The 21,638-nt window shown below is 48.9% G+C and carries 19 protein-coding genes and 2 tRNA genes; 7 read left to right on the top strand and 14 right to left on the bottom strand.

The features are described from left to right. Window positions 1-19: 19 nt before the first annotated feature. Both REIFOR_RS05930 and REIFOR_RS05925 read right to left on the bottom strand, forming a co-directional pair. Window positions 20-697 (bottom strand): sensor histidine kinase, encoded by a 678-nt coding sequence (locus REIFOR_RS05930; RefSeq protein WP_100256679.1) that lies wholly within the window; start codon window positions 695-697, stop codon window positions 20-22. Window positions 698-705: 8 nt separating this feature from the next. After that, the gene (locus tag REIFOR_RS05925; protein ID WP_100256678.1) at window positions 706-2,322 is read right to left on the bottom strand and encodes a tetratricopeptide repeat-containing response regulator; all 1,617 of its coding nucleotides are present in this window, start codon (window positions 2,320-2,322) and stop codon (window positions 706-708) included. A 383-nt stretch (window positions 2,323-2,705) separates the two neighbouring features. Between REIFOR_RS05925 and REIFOR_RS05920 the strand changes: the two genes are divergently transcribed. The 5 genes from REIFOR_RS05920 to REIFOR_RS05900 all read left to right on the top strand — a co-directional run bounded on the left by REIFOR_RS05920 (window position 2,706) and on the right by REIFOR_RS05900 (window position 8,252). Continuing rightward, the gene (locus REIFOR_RS05920) at window positions 2,706-3,896 is read left to right on the top strand and encodes a tetratricopeptide repeat protein (RefSeq protein WP_158524305.1); all 1,191 of its coding nucleotides are present in this window, start codon (window positions 2,706-2,708) and stop codon (window positions 3,894-3,896) included. Between the two features lie 12 nt (window positions 3,897-3,908). Beyond that, a complete protein-coding gene (locus REIFOR_RS05915) occupies window positions 3,909-5,975 on the top strand; it encodes a FecR family protein (protein ID WP_100256676.1) in 2,067 nt (688 codons plus the stop codon). 187 nt (window positions 5,976-6,162) lie between these two features. Then, window positions 6,163-6,681 carry a bifunctional 3-hydroxydecanoyl-ACP dehydratase/trans-2-decenoyl-ACP isomerase gene (fabA, locus tag REIFOR_RS05910; protein WP_100256675.1) on the top strand — a complete coding sequence of 173 codons (519 nt, stop codon included), beginning with the start codon at window positions 6,163-6,165 and terminating at the stop codon, window positions 6,679-6,681. Window positions 6,682-6,690: 9 nt separating this feature from the next. Beyond that, on the top strand, window positions 6,691-7,911 hold the full coding sequence (gene fabB / locus REIFOR_RS05905; RefSeq protein ID WP_100256674.1) for a beta-ketoacyl-ACP synthase I: 1,221 nt from the start codon (window positions 6,691-6,693) through the stop codon (window positions 7,909-7,911). Between the two features lie 173 nt (window positions 7,912-8,084). After that, window positions 8,085-8,252 carry a GNAT family N-acetyltransferase gene (locus tag REIFOR_RS05900; RefSeq protein ID WP_193437324.1) on the top strand — a complete coding sequence of 56 codons (168 nt, stop codon included), beginning with the start codon at window positions 8,085-8,087 and terminating at the stop codon, window positions 8,250-8,252. Here the strand turns inward: REIFOR_RS05900 and REIFOR_RS05895 are convergent. Then, window positions 8,241-8,843, bottom strand: a complete 603-nt coding sequence (locus REIFOR_RS05895; protein WP_100256673.1) for a MarC family protein — start codon at window positions 8,841-8,843, stop codon at window positions 8,241-8,243. The two genes, REIFOR_RS05900 and REIFOR_RS05895, sit on opposite strands and share 12 nt — an antisense overlap. 505 nt (window positions 8,844-9,348) lie before the next feature. Here REIFOR_RS05895 and REIFOR_RS05890 point away from each other — a divergent pair. Next, window positions 9,349-9,534 (top strand): hypothetical protein, encoded by a 186-nt coding sequence (locus REIFOR_RS05890; RefSeq protein WP_100256672.1) that lies wholly within the window; start codon window positions 9,349-9,351, stop codon window positions 9,532-9,534. A 129-nt stretch (window positions 9,535-9,663) separates the two neighbouring features. Then, the gene (locus tag REIFOR_RS05885) at window positions 9,664-11,640 is read left to right on the top strand and encodes an amylo-alpha-1,6-glucosidase (RefSeq protein WP_100256671.1); all 1,977 of its coding nucleotides are present in this window, start codon (window positions 9,664-9,666) and stop codon (window positions 11,638-11,640) included. A gap of 67 nt (window positions 11,641-11,707) precedes the next feature. On the opposite strand, the gene REIFOR_RS05880 is transcribed toward REIFOR_RS05885, so the two are convergent. The 11 genes from REIFOR_RS05880 to REIFOR_RS05840 form a co-directional block, all read right to left on the bottom strand. Further along, window positions 11,708-12,610: a VF530 family protein gene (locus REIFOR_RS05880; RefSeq protein WP_100256670.1), complete on the bottom strand. Its 903-nt coding sequence runs from the start codon at window positions 12,608-12,610 to the stop codon at window positions 11,708-11,710. 240 nt (window positions 12,611-12,850) lie between these two features. Beyond that, on the bottom strand, window positions 12,851-13,378 hold the full coding sequence (locus REIFOR_RS05875) for a PEP-CTERM sorting domain-containing protein (protein ID WP_158524304.1): 528 nt from the start codon (window positions 13,376-13,378) through the stop codon (window positions 12,851-12,853). Window positions 13,379-13,834: 456 nt separating this feature from the next. Then, window positions 13,835-14,257 (bottom strand): cysteine peptidase family C39 domain-containing protein, encoded by a 423-nt coding sequence (locus REIFOR_RS05870; RefSeq protein ID WP_100256668.1) that lies wholly within the window; start codon window positions 14,255-14,257, stop codon window positions 13,835-13,837. A 5-nt stretch (window positions 14,258-14,262) separates the two neighbouring features. Beyond that, window positions 14,263-14,547, bottom strand: a complete 285-nt coding sequence (locus REIFOR_RS05865; protein WP_100256667.1) for a hypothetical protein — start codon at window positions 14,545-14,547, stop codon at window positions 14,263-14,265. A gap of 337 nt (window positions 14,548-14,884) precedes the next feature. Beyond that, on the bottom strand, window positions 14,885-16,963 hold the full coding sequence (locus tag REIFOR_RS05860) for a peptidase domain-containing ABC transporter (RefSeq protein ID WP_227003775.1): 2,079 nt from the start codon (window positions 16,961-16,963) through the stop codon (window positions 14,885-14,887). 236 nt (window positions 16,964-17,199) lie between these two features. Continuing rightward, on the bottom strand, window positions 17,200-18,666 hold the full coding sequence (locus REIFOR_RS05855) for a hypothetical protein (protein ID WP_100256666.1): 1,467 nt from the start codon (window positions 18,664-18,666) through the stop codon (window positions 17,200-17,202). A gap of 64 nt (window positions 18,667-18,730) precedes the next feature. After that, the gene (locus REIFOR_RS16755; RefSeq protein ID WP_145980243.1) at window positions 18,731-19,039 is read right to left on the bottom strand and encodes a hypothetical protein; all 309 of its coding nucleotides are present in this window, start codon (window positions 19,037-19,039) and stop codon (window positions 18,731-18,733) included. 142 nt (window positions 19,040-19,181) lie between these two features. Beyond that, a complete protein-coding gene (locus REIFOR_RS16850; RefSeq protein ID WP_158524303.1) occupies window positions 19,182-19,325 on the bottom strand; it encodes a hypothetical protein in 144 nt (47 codons plus the stop codon). A gap of 188 nt (window positions 19,326-19,513) precedes the next feature. Next, window positions 19,514-20,815, bottom strand: a complete 1,302-nt coding sequence (locus tag REIFOR_RS05850; RefSeq protein ID WP_100256665.1) for a beta-barrel domain-containing protein — start codon at window positions 20,813-20,815, stop codon at window positions 19,514-19,516. 544 nt (window positions 20,816-21,359) lie between these two features. After that, window positions 21,360-21,434: transfer RNA gene (locus REIFOR_RS05845), tRNA-Gly, on the bottom strand. A gap of 66 nt (window positions 21,435-21,500) precedes the next feature. Further along, window positions 21,501-21,576, bottom strand: a tRNA-Glu gene (locus REIFOR_RS05840). Between the last annotated feature and the right edge of the window lie 62 nt (window positions 21,577-21,638).

Raw genomic sequence — 21,638 nt, 5'->3', positions numbered from 1 at the left:
GAGTTTGGGCTCTAGATAGCTAGGGTAGCCATAAATTAAAGACTGCACCGCCCGTTTGTGCGTCATTGGTTAAATCGATAGACCCATACCGTTCTTTATCACGGTGTAACCTTGCTATTTTTTGGCAAAAAAACAAGCCTAAACCGGTCTCGCCAGACTGGAACGATATCTGGTCCGGCTGGTCCAACAATTCCAACATACTCTGCGGATAACCTGCGCCATCATCGCTTATGCGGATATTAAGCCATCCATCCACCACCCCGACATCGAAGGCAAGGTGGCTTTTCGCATATCGAATGCTATTGGTTAGGATATTACTCAGCAGACCTTCAATTAGGTTGGCGTCCAAGTACCAGAGCCGATCCTCATCACCATCGGCAAACCCGATCGTCAAGGACACGCCGAGGGACGCCAACATGCTGGTATAACGTGAGGTCGCGTCGATAATAACATCACAGATCAAGGCTTCAGCAAAAACCGGCCTAAAGGTGCCCTGATCTAGCTTATAGAACGCCAGCATATGCACCATGCCATTATTGATCCGGCTGCATTCGAGCTGTATGCGACGAATCTCTTGGGCGCTCGCAAAATCAGCCCGATCGAGACGTTTGATCACATCGTTTAGCTGGCTATCAATCAGGCCGAGTGAGTTTTTCACGTCATGCACCGTCACGGCCATCATGGCTTGTACGTCCATGCTATCCCCTAGAGTTTTTCCACATTGTCCAACAGTTTCTTGTAGCGCGGATATTGATAATGTTCTTCGGATAAATAAAATAAACGGCTAATTGTTTCCAGACACATGGCCGTCGTTTGATCATTTTTTCCTCTAGCCTCCATCATATGCAGATGCGCTTGGACGAAATTCAACACGATACCAGGGTGACGAGGAGACACCTTGAGCGCCTTTTCAAAGAAGCGCACCGATTCGGGGTATTTTTCCTGATCGTAAAGCTCCATACCCTGGCCGTTGAGCACCTTGGCTTCACTGCGCAAAATCAGCGATATGGGTTCGGCCTGCAAGTCGTCTAAGGTTTTAATAAACTCTGGCTGGTCACTGAAACCGCTTTTAAAGGCTCGAACCATCTCATCAGCATCGTTAAAACGTTCTTGACCATAATAAAGCTCGGCCATAAATAGAGCGGTTTCTGGAATCAGGCGGTCGACCGCGTTGATTATGTCGTTATAGAGTTCATCTAGGTCTTGAGTTGTCTTAATCGCGGGAACGTCTTTAGCGTCTTGGATTTCTACGCCACGAGTAAATAGCTCTGCATTAAAGTCAGCCGCAAAGCTCTGCTGCATTCGTTTGGCGGTAAAGACGATTTCTTTTTCGATGTCTCGCTTGCGTGTATTGTCACTCGACAGCGCCTCGTCCTTGAGATTTTTTATATAGTTTTGAAATAGACCAACCGACTCATGCATGGTGTCGGTGGCGAGATTCAAAATATCTTTTTGGGCCTGATTGGCCCGTCGGAAGTTCAGATTTGTTTGTGCCACCTTGACCAATTTCAACTGCCGATCGATGCTTCTAGGCGCCCGAGAAATCACCTCCTCCAGCCAAGTTTGCGCTTCTTCGTCTTTCTCCTGTTGCACCAAAGAGTCAACCAGATAATCATAGGCAATCAGTTCATTGGGATCCAATTCCAAGACGGCTTTAAGACCTATTTCCGCCGTTTCGAGTTTTTTCTGCAGTAACTCGATGCGATGCAACGCAGTTTGGGCCCAGCATTGATAACGTTTTTCCAATACGTCAAAGAGAAAAGTTTCTGCCTCGGCCATTTTTTTCTGACGAATAAGGGCTTCGACATAGTGCTTTTGGGCGGTACTACGGTAGCGCGGATAGCTTTCATCAATGCTTTTTGCTGTGTTGGCCACGGCCTTCCAGTCTTTTTTATCGATCGACACCAGCATTGGCAGTAACACTTTTCGCCGCTCAAACCAACGACCCAGGCGCACTGACAGAACATCTAAAGTGAAGGGTTTGGCCAAGTAATCGTCGGGTTGAAATTCAATGGCACTGATCACCACGGAACGGGAGGTTTCACCGGTAATAAGCACGAAGATGGTATCTTCTGGCATAAGCTTTAAGCGACGCCATTCTTCCAATAGACGCATGCCATCACGTCCCAAACCCAGGTTAAAATCACACAGCACCAGATCGTACTTACTCTCTCTAACCAACTTGGTCGCGGAATCACCATCACTCGCTTCGTGGACGGTAACAAAGCCCAAGTCCTCTAACATCGCGGTGATAGACTGACGCACATTGGCGAAATCATCCACGACTAGGGCTTTTTTATGTTTGAGATCGAGAGATTCCATAAAGGCCTTTAATGCCTCCTCAATAAACCAGCCTAGAACGTACTGTAGGCAAAAATTAAAAATATCGCTTAAACGTCTACACGATAACAGAATTTAACAATCTAGCCGCGAAATCGTCCGTGAGCTGCTATTCTGCAACAATATTTGGTTATTAGTATATCGTCAACGGCAAAAGGTTACCCTAAATGCGGCTTATCTCACCATCGCTTGTATGTTTTTTGTCCAGCTGGGCATCTGCTGCAGACGTTAATATAGTACCATTGTTTGACCAAGGTAGCGCTCCAGTAACCGATTTAGAACGCATTTCTCTTCAGCCCATCGAGACCTTAGTAAACTTGGTAAATACCCAACAATGGGCTAACGCTCGCTTGACGGCCGACCTCATGGCCGAACAATTTGAGGGCCTACCCCGTTTTGACCTGTACTTAGGCTTGCTGCAGATGGCTGAAGGGAACTTTAACGAGGCCATCTTCAGCTTTGAACGTGTCTTGATATTTGCGCCCGATCAACATCGGGCACGCCTAGAGCTTGGCCGTGCCTATTACCTGAACGCCAACTATGAGCGCGCGCGCAGCGAGCTGGACCAGGTTTTGGCAGCGGCACCGCCGCGCGAGGTTCGGCAGAACATTCATCAATTGCTGGCACGGATCGATAGCGCGCAGTCCCAGACCGACACTAAGGTCTCCTTTGGCGGCACCCTGCAGGGCGGTTGGGACAACAACGCCAATGGTGGCGGCAACGCCAAGGGTCGGTTGGACCCAAACCTGTCTGGCGCCACGGCACTGGATAGCGCCTCCAGCGCTATCGCCTCGCCCTATGCCCAATTGACTCTTCATGCCAGTCGCTTCCGGCCAACCAGTCGAAGTGCGTCGAAACGCCTGAGCGCGGACTTTAGCACGAAGAACTTTATTGACCCTGAACTGTCCGATTCCAGCGCACTAACTCTGACCAATACGATCTTTAATCAAAATGAACGATTACGCTTCCAGCTCCCCGCCAGTGCCCAAGTGAGTTGGCTTGCAGGGCAAAGTTGGCAAGCCATGCTCGACCTCAGTCTGAGCCAACAGTATAGGATTTGGGGGCCACTATGGGCCGGTGTCAAGTTAGGAACGCTCGCAACCCTCGCCCTCGACCCAGCCAACAGCTCCGGTGCCAAGGATTTGGCAGGTTTTGTTTTTGACGCGCAGGAACGTGGACGAGTTCACAGTTTCTCGACTGTCTATTTGCAAACGCAGCTTGCCGGGCAGGATGATGGTCACCTCGAATGGCGCGGATTGGCCAATCGATACCAACTGGGTTGGCAAGGGCCTTGGCAGTTCCAGGCGAATATGGCGGTTGAGCACCAATGGCGATATTACCAAGCCAACGACCTGTTTTTCACCCTAGACTCTGCGTCCACAGAGCTTAAAAGGCGCCAAGACCAAGTCATTCAGCTTGACCTAGGAGCTAATTGGAGCTCGGCCGACTGGCTTCAGACCCGCACCGCCATCAGTTGGGAATGGGTCAGCAGTAACATTAACGCCTATGGCAGCGATCGATTTACGATCAGTCAGGCGATGAGCGTTCAGTTTTAAGGGGATCTATCTATGACTATTCGATTATGGCATCTATGCCTGGCAGGCCTATTAATGGCATTGCCGGCCACTCAGGTAATGGCCAATATCGGCACGATCATTATCGCTAAGGGCGAAGTCTATGCGCTCGATACAGCGCAAAAATCGCGAGCGCTCGAACGTCGCTCGGCCGTCTTAGAGGGCGATACCCTAGTCACCGGTGCCAATGGTGAAATTCAAGTTCGCTTTAACGACAATGCCATCTTGGCGTTACGTGCTGGCTCACGACTTAAGATCAGCGAATACCACGGCGCGCTTAACGATCGGCCCGAGCAGGTGCTCATGGAACTCTTATCCGGTGGTTTTCGCACTATTACCGGCACCCTCGGCAAATCCGACAAGGAGGCGTACCAAATTCGCACCCCGAAGGCCAGCATTGGCATTCGCGGCACTAATTATGAAGCGGTCTTAACCGGTGCGGATCTGGTGATTGGTGTGTATCAGGGAGGGATACGGCTCGAAAATGAACTCGGCAGCCTAAACCTCGGCCTGGACAGCCCATTCAGCTTTGCTCAAGTGGCCGGGCCCCAAGCGCCCATACAGGGTCAGTTGGAAGCGCCTAAGGCGCTGTCCACGCCCTTGTCGACCTTAGCGCTGACCGCTATCGATAAGGCAAAAGACGATGCGCCAGAGCAACCTGCGTCGAGTCCAGACCCCGATGCAGGCCTGCTCATCGAAAGCCTCTTTGATGACCTGACCGATGACCTAGAGCCGGCAACTACCCTGCTGGCAGAAGCCCTGCCGGCAGCGAATGATGATGCGCAACTGGCTCGTCAGGAAGACGCGCCAGAACTTGATGTTAACGAATTTAGTGCCCAATTCGATTTGGCCGCCTTGCAAGATGTTCGCCTGACCCAGACGCAAATCCGCGACTTGTCGGAGAATCCCAATGTCGGCTTTGTCGTGCTCAATGACCAAACCACTGGCTACTCAACCGCTCGTTATAGCTTGGCCCCCTTCTTGGCGACCACCCTGAGCGAAGACGTCAGCTTTGACATCAGCCTGGGCACGCTGACCTTTGCCGTCACCGTCTCGCAATCGAGCGCTGGTAATATCAATGCTGTGGCCAGTGATATCAATGCCTCAATCCAGAGCGTACTCGGCCAGATCGATGGCGTGCCGATTGCGGCGCCGATCGTAGTTAGCCAAGAGGCGGGAAAGTTAATTTTTGATGGGGTGAGTGGTGACTCGGGTGAATTTTTAGTGATCACCAATCTGTCCGGTGGTGATGTGCAGACCTTTGCCGCGTCATTGGGCCTGTGCAGCAATGCCAGCAACTGTACCGGAACCTATGACAATGGCGGCGTCACTATTGGCCAAGTTAAACACGCCACGCGCTTTGGTTATCTGATTGAGGGTGAGGCTGGGCCGGAATTGGTCAGTTTCAACAATGAACAGATTGGTGCCCTGCAAGGGGGCTTTGCCAGCCCGGTGAGTATTTTACGCGGCAACCCGAATGCGACGCGAGTCGACTTTATCGGTGTCGATGTCAATGGTGACGGTGGTAGCGATATTGACTGGGGCGAGTGGAATAACAGTGCAGCGAACCCGGCCCTACTACTAAAGGATGCAAAAAACATCGAGAATGCCGACACGGTTGCCGCGCCATTCTACTATGTCAGTGCCATGCCAGCCCCGGCGGCCAGTCGGGTAGGCATTAAGACCTTTGGTGACAGCAGCGTCGAGCTCGATACGGCACAGTGGCATGCCAACGCATCGACCGGCCAAATCTTGACACTGTCGGCCCAGCTGGCGGTTAATTTCGGTACCGCCGAGGCCGTCGGCAGCCTGTCGCTGGCCAACGCCGCCGACGGTACCTTCTGGGATGTCAGCTACGTCGGTCAGCTGCGCGGCGCTCAGTTTTTTAGCGATTATGGCTACGGCACGCTCGAAACCGCGACTGGCAACCACTCAGTAGCCGGTCAGGTCGACGGTCTATTCACAGGGTCGGCCACCGGTATGGGCTTTGTCGGCGGCTTTGGCCTACAGACCACCGATGATGTGCACAACGCTCAAGGCGTATTTGTGATCAAAAACTAACCACCCCGCCGGCCCCGGAGGCATCTCCAGGGGCCGAAACGGGCCAAAATATCGTCCTGAGCCCCCGACTACTGGGATTATCGCGCTCAATGGGCTGAGAATTAATGATCTTTTTCCTGCAAAGCACGAATAAACCCGCGTTTTTTTGCTATTGTGCACACAGCTAACCATAACTGTGGAAATAAACATGTCTGAACGTCCTTCATCTTTAGATAAAAACGATCTCATCGAATGCGGTCATGGCCGTCTGTTTGGACCGGGCAACGCCCAGTTGCCGATCGATAACATGCTAATGATGGATCGCATCCCGCTAATTACCTCTGAAGGCGGTGCTTTTGGCAAGGGCATGATCCGCGCTGAACTCGATATCAATCCCGATCTGTGGTTTTTTAAGTGCCATTTTCCCGGTGATCCGGTCATGCCTGGCTGTCTCGGTCTTGATGCAATGTGGCAGCTGGTCGGCTTCTATCTCGGCTGGCGTGGCAATCCGGGCAAGGGCCGGGCCTTAGGTGTGGGCGAATTGACCTTCAAGGGTCAAATTATGCCAGACGCCAAAAAAGTGGTTTATAAACTTGAAATCAAACGCATCATTGAGAGTCGTTTGGTGATGTGTATTGCCGATGGTATCGTCGAATGTGACGGCAAAGAGATCTATTTTGCCAAAGATCTTAAAGTAGGCTTATTCAAGCCCGAACAGATGAAGTGAGGTGAATCTATGAAACGCGTAGTGGTCACAGGAATGGGCATAGTGTCGTGTATCGGTAATGATATCGCGACGGTCACCGAATCGTTAAAAGCAGGCAAGTCGGGCATTCGCTTTAATCCAACTTATGCTGAATTGGGTATGCGTAGCCATGTCAGCGGGACGCCCGATATCAACCTGGCCGATCATATCGATCGTAAAGCCATCCGTTTTATGGGTGATGCAGCCGGTTACGCCTACGTCGCCATGGCGCAGGCCATCGCAGATTCCGGCCTGACTGAGGCGCAGGTATCGAACCCACGTGCTGGCCTCATCGCCGGTTCCGGTGGTGCTGATTCGCAAAGCCAGACCGCAGCAGCCGATATACTGCGTGAAAAAGGCCTCAAGCGTGTAGGCCCTTATCGTGTCACTCAGACAATGGGCTCTACCGTATCGGCCTGTCTGGCCACACCGTTCCAGATCAAGGGCGTTAACTATTCCATTACCTCGGCCTGTGCCACCAGTGCGCACTGCATCGGTAATGCCATGGAACTGATTCAGCTGGGTAAACAGGATGTGATGTTTGCCGGTGGCGGTGAGGCCGAACATTGGACCATGAGCTCCTTGTTCGATGCCATGGGGGCCCTCTCGACCCAATATAACGACCATCCAGAACAGGCCAGCCGAGCCTACGATGCCAAGCGAGATGGTTTTGTCATCGCCGGCGGCGGTGCCATGCTGGTGCTCGAAGAACTCGGACATGCCCAAGCACGCGGCGCCAAGATCTATGGCGAACTGGTTGGCTATGGCGCCACCAGCGACGGTTACAACATGGTCGCACCGAGCGGCGAAGGCGCTGTTCGTTGCATGCAGATGGCGATGGAGCACGTTGAGGGCTCTATCGATTACATCAATGCGCACGGTACCAGTACGCCGGCCGGTGATGTCACCGAGTTGAAAGCGGTTCGCGAAGTCTTTGGTGCTAAGATGCCGCCCATCGCGTCAACCAAATCGCTGACCGGTCACAGCCTCGGCGCGACCGGTGCTCAAGAAGCGATCTACTCGCTGATTATGATGCAGGAAAACTTTATTGCGGCGAGTAAAAACGTCGAAGAGCTGGATCCTGAAGCCGGCGACGGCATCAATGTGGTCACCCAACGTTTGGACAACGTCACGCTGAACAATGTGATGTCCAACAGCTTTGGCTTTGGTGGCACCAATGCCACCTTGGTATTTTCGCGCTTTAACGGCTAATACCCCGGCGGGGCCTCAGTCGAGAGGCGCCGCCGTTCCTTCCCGAATACCTTGCAAGCCCCCCCACTCGATTCTCTCGGCAGCCCCGTCCACATGGCCCTATTTCACTCTGTCTCTGACTTTGTGCACGAATCTGGCTAAACTGATTTCTTTATTGGATAGGATACCAAACGATGCCACCGGCCTATGACATTCGAGCTTATCAACCGACCGATCAGACACCGCTCATCGCGCTATGGCAGCAATGCGGCTTGCTGGTACCCTGGAATGACCCCATCAAGGATATAGAGCGCAAACTCAGGGTGCAGCCGGGTCGACCCGCGGATACCTTAGAGCATTAGACCGCGAATGCCATTGGCAACAAATTGAATCGCCAAGGCTGCCAAGAGGACGCCCAATAGACGTTGGATGATTTCATCCCCGGTCTTGCCCAGCCAGCGCCGCAATCGAGCCGCCAAGAGACTGAGGGCAACCGTCGCCAACAGTGTCAAGCCGGCCGCCAAGAGCACCTGAGATTTCTCAATCGAGCTGCCACTGTCGGCCATTAACAGCACGGTCAGCGTCAGCGTCCCGGGGCCAGCCATCAACGGGATGGTCAGGGGGTAAACGGTAATATCACCCACTTGCTGGGTATGCGGTTTATCTGGTACCGGTTCGCTGGTGATCATGCGGAAGGCGGTGTTGAACAGGAGTATTCCGCCGGCGACGCGTAGAGCATCCATGCTGATCCCCAAAGCGGCCAAGAGCTGCTGACCGTATAGGCCGAACAAGACAATAATAGTGGCGGCAATACCGAGTGCTTTTAGCAGCGTTCGGGCACGGCTTCTGAAGCTCTGCCCTATGGTCAGAGAGTAGAAAATCAGCGCACAACCGATTGGGTCGATGACCACCATGTAGCTGGCGAGCGCATTAAAAAAGAAGGTACTATTCACTATCTTGGACGCCTGTGTAAGGGACTGCCGCTTGCGATGGCATGAAATGGGGTCATAAATGTAGCTTGCGCTGGCCTTAGTCCGCCAGAGTAATCCGACTCGACCGCCAGCCCAGTCTGCAATAGAGATCTTGCCGGCGAATCCCAATGGCAAAAGGGTGGGTCATGATGGTTGCGAGTCTAACCCGAATAGGCTCAATCCCGCTATCATCTGCCCGTTTTCGTCGCTTTTAAGACCTGAGCCACGCCCGGAGGGTAGGCCAGACTGGCTATCATATTGGTTCGCACATTTGAATTCGATTCTATAAACCTTTTGAATTACGTCACAAAAGCTAGAAGACTTCCGGCAACTTTGTCACAATAGGCTATTAATGATAGAAAATATCTGCCCATCGGCAGGTTCAAAAACGGAATTGTATATATTAACCACATTGGCAGGTAATTGAGACATGGCAGGATGCTGCTGCTCAATTAATATTGCCAGTGACTGTAAATCGAGGGATGCAATGGACCAGGAATTAGACGGATTGGAACACGCTATCGAACAGGCAGAGGTCGAAAAGCGTGCTTTCGTAAAAGAAAACCCCAACGGTGGCGGTGACAAGGGTGAGCGCATGCGGCTGTATGGCAAGGTAGAAGGCGCACGCAAAGCATTGCGCAACTATAAACGAGCCAACCCGCATCTGTTATAGGTCCAATCGGTACGCAACCGCCCAGGTTGCGTACTCAAGCCCCGATAGAATTCCATCCAGCTAACGCCCCCAGACAGGCTAGAATCCGAACCTAGGTCGAATTTCCGACGGTTAGGAGCCCTTCAAGCCATGCGCGCACTACCAGCAGCCATGCTGCATGATAGAACCTTAGGCAATAAAACCGAGTGTTTGGTCACCAATGGAACCGGCAGTTTTGCCAGCCTGGCCATCAACGGTGGTTTGAGCCGGAAATTTCATGGCCTGCTGATCCATGCGGCCGTCCCACCGATGGACCGGATGCTCACCTGGCACGGCTGCATCGAACGCCTCGATGGTCACAGCCTCGATGCCCGCTGTTGGCTCAGCGGCAACGACGTCGCCGGTGACGCCGGTGAACGCTATCTGACTCATTTCTGCGCGACACCATTACCCACCTGGCTGTATCAGGTCGGGGGTAGCCTACTGCAAAAAGAACTCTTTATGGTTCAAGGTCAAGACACCACGGTGATCCGCTATACGCTATTGAGCGCGCCTACCCAAAGCGTGACGCTTAACCTGGCGAACTATGTTCACTTCCGGCCCGCTGGCGAGCACTGCCAAAAATTGAGCGCCCATGACATTCAAGATTGGGCCGTTCATGCGGCACAGCATTGTGTCCAGGCAATGGGCACTAGCCTGCGTCTGGATTGCCAAACCCCTGGCGAACGGAGCCACCAGCGCTGTCATTGGCTGGCACCTTGCGTCGACCAACAATGCCACGATCTACTCTATGCCATCGAATTGGAAGATCAGGGCTACCCACAACGCGATAGCAGCCTCAAGATCCATCAGGCCAATATCGACCTCTATGTGGGCGAGAGTTGTTATATGGTGGGCACATTGGCCGAGCACTGCCCCGATGGCTCCATAGAATACCAGCGCACCCTGACCCGCCGTGAGCAGCGCTACCACCCCAATGACTTCGCCAACGATCTGGCTCACAGCGCCCTGCAACTGGTCGCCGATCGGGAATCGGTTCAGAGCAAGACCATTCTCGCCGGCTTTCCATGGTTTGGTGATTGGGGGCGGGATACGATGATTGCCCTGCCCGGCATGACCTTAGTGACCGGCCAGTTTGATATCGCCCGGTCGATACTGAAAACCTTTGCCTATTACCTTAATGGTGGCATGTTGCCCAATAAGTTTCCAGATCGCAGGGGCGATGATCTTAAATACAACAGCATCGATGCCACCCTATGGTTCTTTTGGGCCATCCAACAGTATATTGAGTACAGCGGCGATTGGGACTTTGTTCAGGCAGAACTCTATGACGACCTTAAAGATATTATCCACGCCCATCAACGAGGCACCCGTTATGGCATCAGCATGGCTGACGACGGCCTAATTCAGGGCGGCGATAGCGACACTCAGCTAACCTGGATGGATGTTCAATTCGATGGCTATGCAGTCACCCCCCGCTACGGCAAGGCCGTGGAAATAAACGCTCTCTGGTACAACGCCCTGTGTTTTGCGCAACAGTGCTCTGACCGCTTTGAGGACCACGCCAGCCAGTATCAAGCGCTTATGCGCACCGTCAAAAGCAGTTTTCAGACGTTATTCTGGAACGACACACTTCAATGCCTGTACGATTGCGTCACCCCAGAGCAGACCATCGACGACGTCCGCTGTAACCAAATTATCGCCGTCAGCCTGCCCTACTCGCCACTCGACCCCGCACAGCAAGCTGCGGTGCTGCAGGTGGTGCACCAACAACTCTATACCCCCGTTGGTTTACGCAGTTTGAGCACAGGGCACTCGGACTATAGAGGCCAGTATTACGGCGCGCTGCGGGAGCGTGACCTGGCCTATCATCAGGGCACCGTTTGGGCCTGGCCGATGGGCGCCTTTATCGATGCGGTCATGAAAGTTCACAACGATCCCGTCTTGGCGGCGCAATTGCTCACCGGTTTGAAACATCACTTTTATCATGAGGCTGGCATTCAGGGGGTCTCAGAGGTGTTCGATGGCGACGCGCCGCATAAAGCTCGCGGTTGCTTTCATCAAGCCTGGTCGGTCGCCGAGTGTCTGCGCGTGGTCAGCCAGTATGGCTTGGAGGTGCCGGATTAATGAGGCGGGTTATCCGGACGGATAACTCGCCTAGTCCTACCAAAGGCCAGAGCCCTTGGGCTTGACTCTATTGGTCTGAAGATTCCCCAGCATTCGGTTCGTTCTTCTTGGCTTTACCCCAAGGGTTAGCGTCCGCATCATTCGGCTCGCGGCGTTTGGCCTTGCCCCATGGATTGGCATCGTCGGTTTTCGTTTCACTGGCTTTAGCCTTGTCCCATGGCTTGGCATCACCGGTATTCGAATCGTTAGCTTTGGCCTTGCCCCACGGATTGGCATCGCCACTACTCGAGTCGCCGGCTTTGGCCTTGCCCCACGGATTGGCATCGCCACTATTCGAGTCGCCGGTTTTAGCCTTGCCCCACGGATTGGCATCGCCACTATTCGAGTCGCCGGCTTTGGCCTTGCCCCACGGATTGGCATCGGCGTCCTTAGAGACACTGCGCGAAGCCTTGCCCCACGGGTTACTATCATCGCTCGACGCGGCGGGGCGGTTGGACCGTTCCCAAGGCTTAGCGCCTGAGCGCTCCTGCCGAGGGCCTTTGGACCTACTGCCTGGCCGATCGTTACGCGGGCCCTGGCTACCGGCATTGTGGCCAGGTCTGGGTTTATTGGCCGCTGCTAGGTCTTTTTTGCGTTGAATTTCAGCCAAGCCTTCAAGGGTCAGCACCACTGGCTCGCCCGGAGTTTGGTCGTCTGGGACAATGCGATCGCGCGGCGGCAGGGCAAATTGCTTATCATCGGGCCGCGGCAAGTGCTTAAAGCGGTACAGATAAAAACCCTCTAGCTTCTCGCGCGCCCAATCGGTCTTGCGCAGGAACTTGAGGCTACCCTTGATGGTCGGGTTGGTCTTGAAACAGTTTATATTTATGGCGGCGGCTAATATTTCCCAACCGTAATGATCCACTAACTCCGTCAGTAAGGCTTCCAACTTTAGGCTGTGTAATGGATTATTGGTATAGAGATCTGTCATGGGGGTTCCTAAAACAACAATCAACTCAAAAAAACGTTCCGGCCAAGCCGACGCCCTATTCTACTGCGTCCCCAGCTGAAAGCAAAACGCCTATTCACGCCAATGCCTGCCGAGCCGGCTTGTGAGCCAAGATAGACCGATGTTATCACGCGAAGACGGCTCGGAAGTTCCTTAGAGACTCCCGCGCCGGTAGAGTTGATGCAATTTAGGCTTGAAAAAGCCTGGATAGTAATCCGACGCTCAGGCAAGCCACTTCGGTGCCTTAGGGCGGCGCGAGAAGAGCAGAGCCGCTAACCCCAGGGCAAGCAGGCCTAGGGTGCTGGGCTCGGCCACGTCCGTGACGGCCGAATAGAGTGTTAAAACCGAATTACCGACATAGAAATCCCCCATCAACGATTTGATACTCACATCGAGGAAACCATTGGTATTGAGGGCCGCTAAGGCACCAAATTCAAGGTCGCCGGAAAAACTGTGACCAAAGGTTATACCGCCGCTATCCCAATCTAAGGCATCAACCTGAAAGAGAATGACCTCGGGCCCGTCGAACCAATGTTGAGAGTCGTCCCAGACGCTTACCTCGAGTAACCCACCAGTTACATTACCTAAGGCAAAGTCGTTGTGGTCATTCAAATCGTGCTGGTAGGCATAGCCGCCCAACCAATCGACAAATTCTCTCTGCACGACCGTGTCGACAATAATGCCCGCAACGGCAAAATTGGCCAGCACCATTGTTAGTAGTAGTAACCAGACTCGCTTAAATCCCTTCATATTCGCCTCCATGTAACGCTATTATTTAAAGTGCATTTACTACTGTCTATATGCAGCAAATCTAATGCCAAGCCCCTACAGAGCGCAGATGATGGGATTTCGGATGGCGAAGTGGGCAACGCGAACGGGGGATATGTAAAACAATTCGACAGTTCGGCTGACCAACTGCGAGAGTGGTTCTGCCGATTAGGTTTGGGCTTCTTTAAGCCGACCCAGATCTATCACCACATCCGCACTCTTAACGGTTTCCGTCCGGTGTGCTACCAACATCAGCAACCCAAATCCCAATGCAAGGACTAGCAACAAGGCTTGTCGTTTCGTAACAACGCATCGTCTACAACTGCCTACATATAAAAGGTGAGACAACGGCGAAGATCTGCAGGAAAAACGATAAAACGACAATTGTCACTAACTTCCATTTTAGTCCAAATATTCGTTTCCAAAAGTGGGAGAGGGTTAAGGCACGCGTAACCTTTTTTCCTCAAACTTTTCCGTTGGCGTCAATTCAAGTGCAATACCTGTAAAATGCTTTGAAAACTCAGCCCGAGTATATTTTACTTCGCCAACAGCCGGATCTAAAACGGTAATACTTTTCTTACCTACCGACTTGAGCACCACGAAATAATTCAAATCCCAGTGCAGAATACAGGGTAACTGAAGCTTCGATATATCGACCATGTCGAGTTGCAACGCTCGCCCAGCCAATTCAAGCTTGGATGCAATATCCATAAGCTGCTTCAGATTTGCACCTTGTGACGATATTTTAAACTGATTACGCAACATAGTTAAATCTGACATATAACCATAATTACTTGCGACCATACCTATGCAGGCAAGACCGCATTCAGTAATTTCGGTTTGCAATATAACCTTCAACATAGATCTCAGCGACCCTCACTATAAACTTCTACAAACCCTTCCTTACAACGAATACCCCCAAGAACCAATAATTCTTCAATGTCCATGTTACATTCAGATAAGCCATCAATCCTGCCCTCAGCGGAACCGAGTAAAAACCTAAGAACCCCATTATTGTTTGTTATATTTAATATCGTGTCAGATCCGCCCAGGCCATGATTTATAGCCACCAAATGAGAAACAACAATTTTATTTTCTTCCATTGGAAAACTAAAGGTTAGTCCATATGCAAAAACTATATTAATAAACATAAAAAACCCCGAAATAAACGCCGGGAAAGACCCGGCTATTAGTTAACAGATATCACTAAATGAGTAAGATGAACTGCTCGCAGGAGTGCTCACCTCTACGGCCCCTCTTACTTTCGATCCGGAAGGCATGCCTCGACACAAATAATTTTTACTTTCTTTTACAGCCCTCTCAACTAATTTTTAGTAATTATTTTTCCTTTTAATTTTCACGACCCCTCTTCAAACGTTTCTATCTATTTGACACAGAAATAGCTTTCCCGCCGAATATCGAATTCAGAATATTATTCTCAAAAATCCTTACGGGAAATAAATATTTTCATTCTACTCCCTAAAACAATTAAGCGACCAAATCCTTGGCTCCATTTAATTTGGCAAGATTAATGACAATGTCAGCACTTTTAATCGTTTCTGGACGGTGAGCAACAATGATCCGGGTGACATCCATTTTCCTGATATTGGTGTTGACTACAGATTCCCGCTCAACATCTAAATGGCTTGTGGCTTCGTCTAAAAATAGCAGCTTGGGTTCACGATAAAGAGCACGAGCTAAAATAACCCGTTGTTTCTGACCACCACTTAGGCTTGTGCCCATGTCCCCTACCAACGTTTGGTATTGCATACCAAACTTTTGAATGTCGTCATGCACAGCAGCATTCATTGCACAAAGGGCAATTTTTTCGAAGTCGAGCTTTGGGTCAAAGCAAGCAATATTGTCAGCCACTGAGCCAGAGAGTAATTGATCATCCTGCATCACAGCTGCTATTTGAGTTCGGTAATCATCACGCTTATTGATATCCACACCATCCACAAGAATTTGGCCACTGTCCGCTTTTAATAACCCCATCATCACTTTTAGCAGGGTAGTTTTACCACAGCCGCTGGGTCCGACGATGGCAGCCGACTGCCCAGATGCGATACTAAAACTAATGTTTTCAAAAATAGGATCTTCAGTTTCTGAATAACGGAAGGTTAAATTCTTTACTTCTAGGCTACCGTTCATATCGGGAAGATTCTGTAGGCTTGTAGTATGACGGTCCACATCTTCTGCTTGGGTAAAAGCAATGTCTGCCAAACGATCCAAGTGCAAACCGATCATTTTGTACTCAATTAGCATGCCTATCAGTCCGCTCACCCTAGAGACAAATTGCCCCTTATAGCTCAAAAACGCATAGAGCATACCTAATGTCATAGTATTGGACATTATTTCGGTTGCTAATAGAAGTATCACAACTATATTCTCAATACCAAATAGCAAGCCATTGATTACGCCAAAACCAATGCTCCATTTTGCAATCTTCACGTCAGTATTTATTGCATCTGCATAGTGATTTTGCCAAATATTCTGACGATCCCGCTCACGCTGAAAAAGCTTAATAGTTTGGATAGCACGAATGGTCTCCATAAAGTTTGAATCTTCTTTCGCATAAGCCACAATACTCTCTTCATTCAGTCGTTTGAACGGCCGAAAGAGTAAAAGTCGAAGGAGCAGATAGACAGTCAATACACTACAAACGACCATGGTTACCTTTATTGAGTAAACCAACATTGCCACAAACGTAACAATCGCCATCACACCATCCAATACAGTTGAAACCAACCCTGTCGTAAACATGTCCTTTACATTTGAAATAGAACCAAAACGCGAAACTATATCACCCATGTGACGCTTTGAAAAATATACAGTAGGAAGGCGAATAAGGTGGCGGAAGAGATTTGTAGCCATCTGATAGTTCAACTTCGCTGACAAATGTAGTACAACGAAACTCCTCATGGCATCAACAGCCATATTGATCAACATCAGTAATCCAAAACCAAGTGAAAGCACTAGCAAGAGGTTCTTATCAGACCGCATAAGAACATCATCAACGACCGTTTGCATATAAAGTGGAGATACTATCGAAAATGCCTGTAACGTAAGTGAGAGCGAAATGACAATAATAAGTGAACGTTTAAGTCCAAATATTTTACTCCAGAAATGAGCTAAAGAAAGCTTATGAATATCTTTAACTTTTTCAAAGTTAGGAGTTGGTGTAAGTTCCAAAGCAATGCCTGTAAAGTGTTTGGAAAAATCTAAAATGGAATAAGCTAGCTCTCCGGAACCAGGATCCAAAATAACGACTCTTTTCTTAGAGACTGATTTCAAAACTACAAAATGATGAAGATCCCAATGGACAATGCAAGGTAATTGTAGTTGTTTTATTTCGGAAAGATCAACTTGTAAAGCTCTTCCACTCAAGTTCAAATTTGCCGCAATAGCATTTAATTGCTGCAAACTCGTCCCATGAGAGGAAACACTAAATCTATTACGCAAACTGTTTAGGTCGGTTTTGAATCCAAAATAGTTCGCAATCATTCCCACACACGCAAGTCCACACTCTGATGATTCTGTTTGCAGTAAAACTTTTAGTGTACTCAAATCTACTCCTTGAAAATTGGAAAAAATTAAGTTCAGCTATAACCTCGATAATAACGAGTCCAGACATATAAAAGTCTTCAAAATTAAAATTTTTGAATAGTTATTCACATTTCCTCTTACTATATAGTTAAAATTAGACATCCGCATATTGAGTAACAGAGTTAACGATAAATACGTTGAATAGTTTGATAAATAGTTAAAGCTTGGTTTCGCTTAGAGATACATCGCTGGATTACCTACTCCAATATAAGCCCGTATTGCGCCAGCTTATCCGCGAGATCGATCAATTTTTTGTTGTTATTATGAAACTCTATATCACTACATCGAGCATCGTTTCTCAGTCTCTCCAAAGCGAATTTAAAGGACTTGCCATACACAATTTCTATCTCAGCATTAAAATAATCATCCTTGGTACTCCAGCTGACATCACTATTCGCCAGCAGCGAGCTCTCATCAATATTTATACTGAGATTTGGCCCGAAATAACATGCTGACCAGTAATACTCATCAGATGAGTATAAAAAGCTATTAAGTGGGCCAACACTAAAAGGTAAGCTCAACCATTCTTTATTTTTATCTAATTTTTCGTCATATCTATAGCTGACGTTAAATTCTCTTTTATTATAATTCTCGCTTCCTAGTTGTAAATATTCTCTAGAAGGTGCGAAAGTTGAGCCACTGAGAAAATAATCATACATTGGCAATAGATCTATTTCGTCTAGCCTAGGTATAACCTTATGTAGCTTACTCAAGTTAGATCCTGACTCGAAATATGAAAATTCAATATTTTCGAGTTCCTTGTCTATTTTAATATTAATATCAAACTCGTTTTCAAACGCCTTGGCCTTTTGCGCATATACATCATAAGCTGGACTTGTAGAGTAGAAGTTAAGCATAAAACCAAAGCTGCTCGGATCTATATCAGTCACTTCAATAAGTGCATCCTCATCAGGTAGGTATAGTGCTAGGTGATCTCTACCAAATTCATGTTTTGTACTAGCACTGACGTTCCCTAAAAACGAGTAGGATGAATTCGTGATCATAGGTCGTGCCGCTACGTTACTTTTTTCCAGTAAGTACTGAGTCATCATTACATAGGCTTCACAATCCCCATAACCTGAATTAAGTATGGAGTCCATAGATTCCATTGGACCCACTCTATATTGGACTAATTCATGAACCTTGGAAGCCCAATACCTTACTTTATTAATCTCAGACTCTGGTTGGAATTTAAAGTTTATTGCGTAAAGACTGTCTAAAAAATGACTACCCGCCGAATAGTGGCGTTCGTACTCACGAAGATAAATTTCGTAGACAAGTTTTACATACAAGTCCTCATTAAGCGGACTTATAAAGCAATCCCGTTGTATTAAATGGGGGCTTGAGATTTCATTAACGCTATTAGGACAGTGCGAATATAATTCCGTATCTTTATCAAAATAGACTTTTAGTCCAACCTTGCCAATAGTCCAATTTACCCATTGTTTTTTGGTCAAGAAATCAGTATTCTCATTTTCTAATTTATACTGATAAAAAACCTCTTGCTCTTTAGATTCAGTAAATACAAAACTATATTTCCCAGAAGCTTTAGAGATTGTCAATTCATCCTTTTCTTTGGATTGCTTTGACTGCAGATCGGCACTACAGAACGCACTACCAAAAATCGCTAAAGAGATAGAGATCAAAATAATAATTCGCTTCATTTAGATTACACCCAACTTATAGAAAATAGGGCGGCACCAGCTACCCTATTGTTCGAAACAACTACTATTGACCTATACTTTTCAAATAGTCTGCAGTTTTGTTTACGAGTTTTTCTTGATTTTCAACTGCGCCACTACAAATTTCTGCAATTGGTATGTTTTTGTATGGGGTCTGATCTGACGCTGCACCTACTTTTTCACAAAGCTTTTTAGCTTCCTCGGCAGAAATCCCATTCGAGTCTGAACTGGAATCTGAATTAGAGCTAGAACTAGAGCTAGAGCTTGCTGATGACTTTGTAACTTCTACTTTTTTCTTGAACAATTTCCAACCACCAAAAACTTCTGATGTTTCCAATGAGCTAAGTGCTTTCATTTTACTTTCCTTTTCAATTACACAACCCCGGTCATCTTGGCGAATCCCTCAGAAGTTGCTTTTAGTTTACAAGCAAGTGAACCATTTCACTAACTCGATTCGCTCTATGAGCAAATTCCTTCTTACCTTCAAAACACCTTACTTAACCAACAACCGGCCCTGGTTTTTGCAGTAGCAATAGGTTAACCGCTAATTTGGGTGATGTTCGCACTGGCTGACGAACTGCGAAAACACTGCAATCTGCGCCTTGTATTTCCACTAATTTTTTTGAATCGATATTTTTCATCAGCTTTCCTTTTCAAGTAATATCGCTTAACTCGAAATACCTCATCCCTTTTCGCGTGTCGTTTGAAGGGGCTTCCGGTCATCTTGGCGGATATATCATGGGGCACCCCGCTTTCATCACAGTTGTGATTTTTAGTCGTCCTTTAAATATTTCGTGAGCAGGCTTGCTCCTACCTTACAAGGCGCCAATTACAACCGACCCTGCAAACTAAACAACGGCTCAAACAACCACTCCAAAAGCGTCCGTTCAGCCAACTTAATGTCAGCCTCCAACGAGATACCTTCCTTCAACGGGAATGTCTTGCCATAAGCGTTGACGGTCTGCTGCTCCAACCTAGCCGTGACGCGATACATCGGCTCCTGGGCATCAATGGCCAAGCCACTCAGCTCATTGGGCAACAATACCGTCTGGGAGACCCCAATGATGGTCGAGTTATAGAGCCCAAATTTTTGAAAGGTAAAAGCGGAATAGCGCATCTTTACTGTTTGGCCGACTTCAACGAAGCCAATGGCCCGGGCTGGCACCAGCAACTCGGCTTCCAACTCGCTACCCTCCGGCGTAATGGTCATCAGCGGAACAGTGCTTTGCACTTCCTGGCCTTCACTGACTTGGATATTACTGACCCTGCCGGCACGGTTAGCCTTGACGATGTAGGCGCGCTCACCGTGCAGTTGGGCAATACTCTGCGCCAAACCCGATAGACTATTTTGCAACTCGCCTTGGCGGTTGAGTTGGTCGAAGCTAAGGCCGGCTTGCTGAAGGGTCAATGACTTGATGGCATCGCGTTGGGCGTCGAGGCTGCGCACCAATTCCTGGTATTGGGCCTGCAGGTTGAGCAGCTTCTCTGAGGCACCGCCCAGGTCGGCATCCGATGCCAGCCCCTTGCTGCTCAGGGTGTCTATATTGGCCTTCTGGCGGTCTGCCAGGGCAATTTGGTCGCGCAATAGTTTTTGCTGCGTTTGAATATGACGGATACTGGTTTTTGTGGCGGCAATGGTCTGGTCTAGATCCATCTGCTTGTTGTCGTACACAGACGGCAGGCGGGTCAATTGGCTTTCCAGTATCTGTTGTTGGGATTGGTATTCCTCAAGCAGCACGGCTTCCAGATGCTCGCCGCTGGCGAGTATGCGGTCGCCATTGATCATAAACAGGGGCTGGCCCTCAACCACCAGGCTTCGGTCCTGTACGAACAGCTGGCGCACTATACCGGTGGTCGAGGCGTATACCTTGATCACGCCCTGATCTGGTACTAAAAAACCCTGCACCGTTTCTTTCCGGGCGTAGCTGCCCTGCACCAGCAGCACAGCGGCGGCAGTGACGAAAATCAGAATAACAAGGGTTATTAACGAATAGGACAGGGGTGGCACAACCAGTACCTCGCCCAGTAAGCGGTCTTGCTGTTTGTCCACCGCCTGCTTGCGGAACAGGCCATGACGGGCTTCTGTTGGCTCCGCTGCATCGTCGGGTGGATTGGCCACATAACTGGTCATACAAAATCCTTTTTATTGCTAGGGCACAAGACAATTCCTACTGTCTAGCTTGAAGCGCTTCCGCTTCTCTTGGAAATAACATTACCAAAAAAATATTTTTAGGCAATTTATTTTTTTGAAAAATTATTGTCGTCGGAAAAACCAAACAAACTAAACGGGTATGAAATATTAGAATAGTATTGAATATTGGCTTTGACGCCGGGCACTATGCAACCGCATAGGGAGCGATAAATCCGATTAGCGCTTAGACTATAGAGGCCAATATTAAATTCGACATTGCTTCACTAACACCCTATCCGGGTACCGAGTGAATCGTATCCAATCGTTTTTATATCAAAAAATATTTTTTCGAACAGCAATCAAATCGGCAATTACAGCGAGGTTGAACACTGCTTAGTTTGATTCAGGGTTTTCATCATACTTAGCACTAGGGTGATTGAAGTACTGAGGAGGGAGACGGAGGAGGATGGTACCAACGGACGAACGATTGGGATGTATTTTCCCCAAACGAAAAAAAGCAGCCCTAAGGCTGCTTCTTAAAATATGGAGCGGGAAAGGAGATTCGAACTCCCGACCCCAACCTTGGCAAGGTTGTGCTCTACCACTGAGCTATTCCCGCTAGTTTGAATCAACGCTTTCACCGTTTGACTCGTTGTTCTCTGTACGTATCACTGAAACAGTGAAATGGCATCCCGTAGGGGACTCGAACCCCTGTTACCGCCGTGAAAGGGCGGTGTCCTAGGCCACTAGACGAACGGGACACTGCGTAGCTGAAGAACGAGCGCTATATTAACGATTATATTTTTCAATGCAACATTTTTCT

Source organism: Reinekea forsetii, assembly GCF_002795845.1.
Taxonomy (GTDB): Bacteria; Pseudomonadota; Gammaproteobacteria; order Pseudomonadales; family Natronospirillaceae; genus Reinekea; species Reinekea forsetii.
The sequence above is the reverse complement of the archived record's forward strand: the minus strand, read 5'-3'. Positions and strand labels throughout refer to the sequence as shown.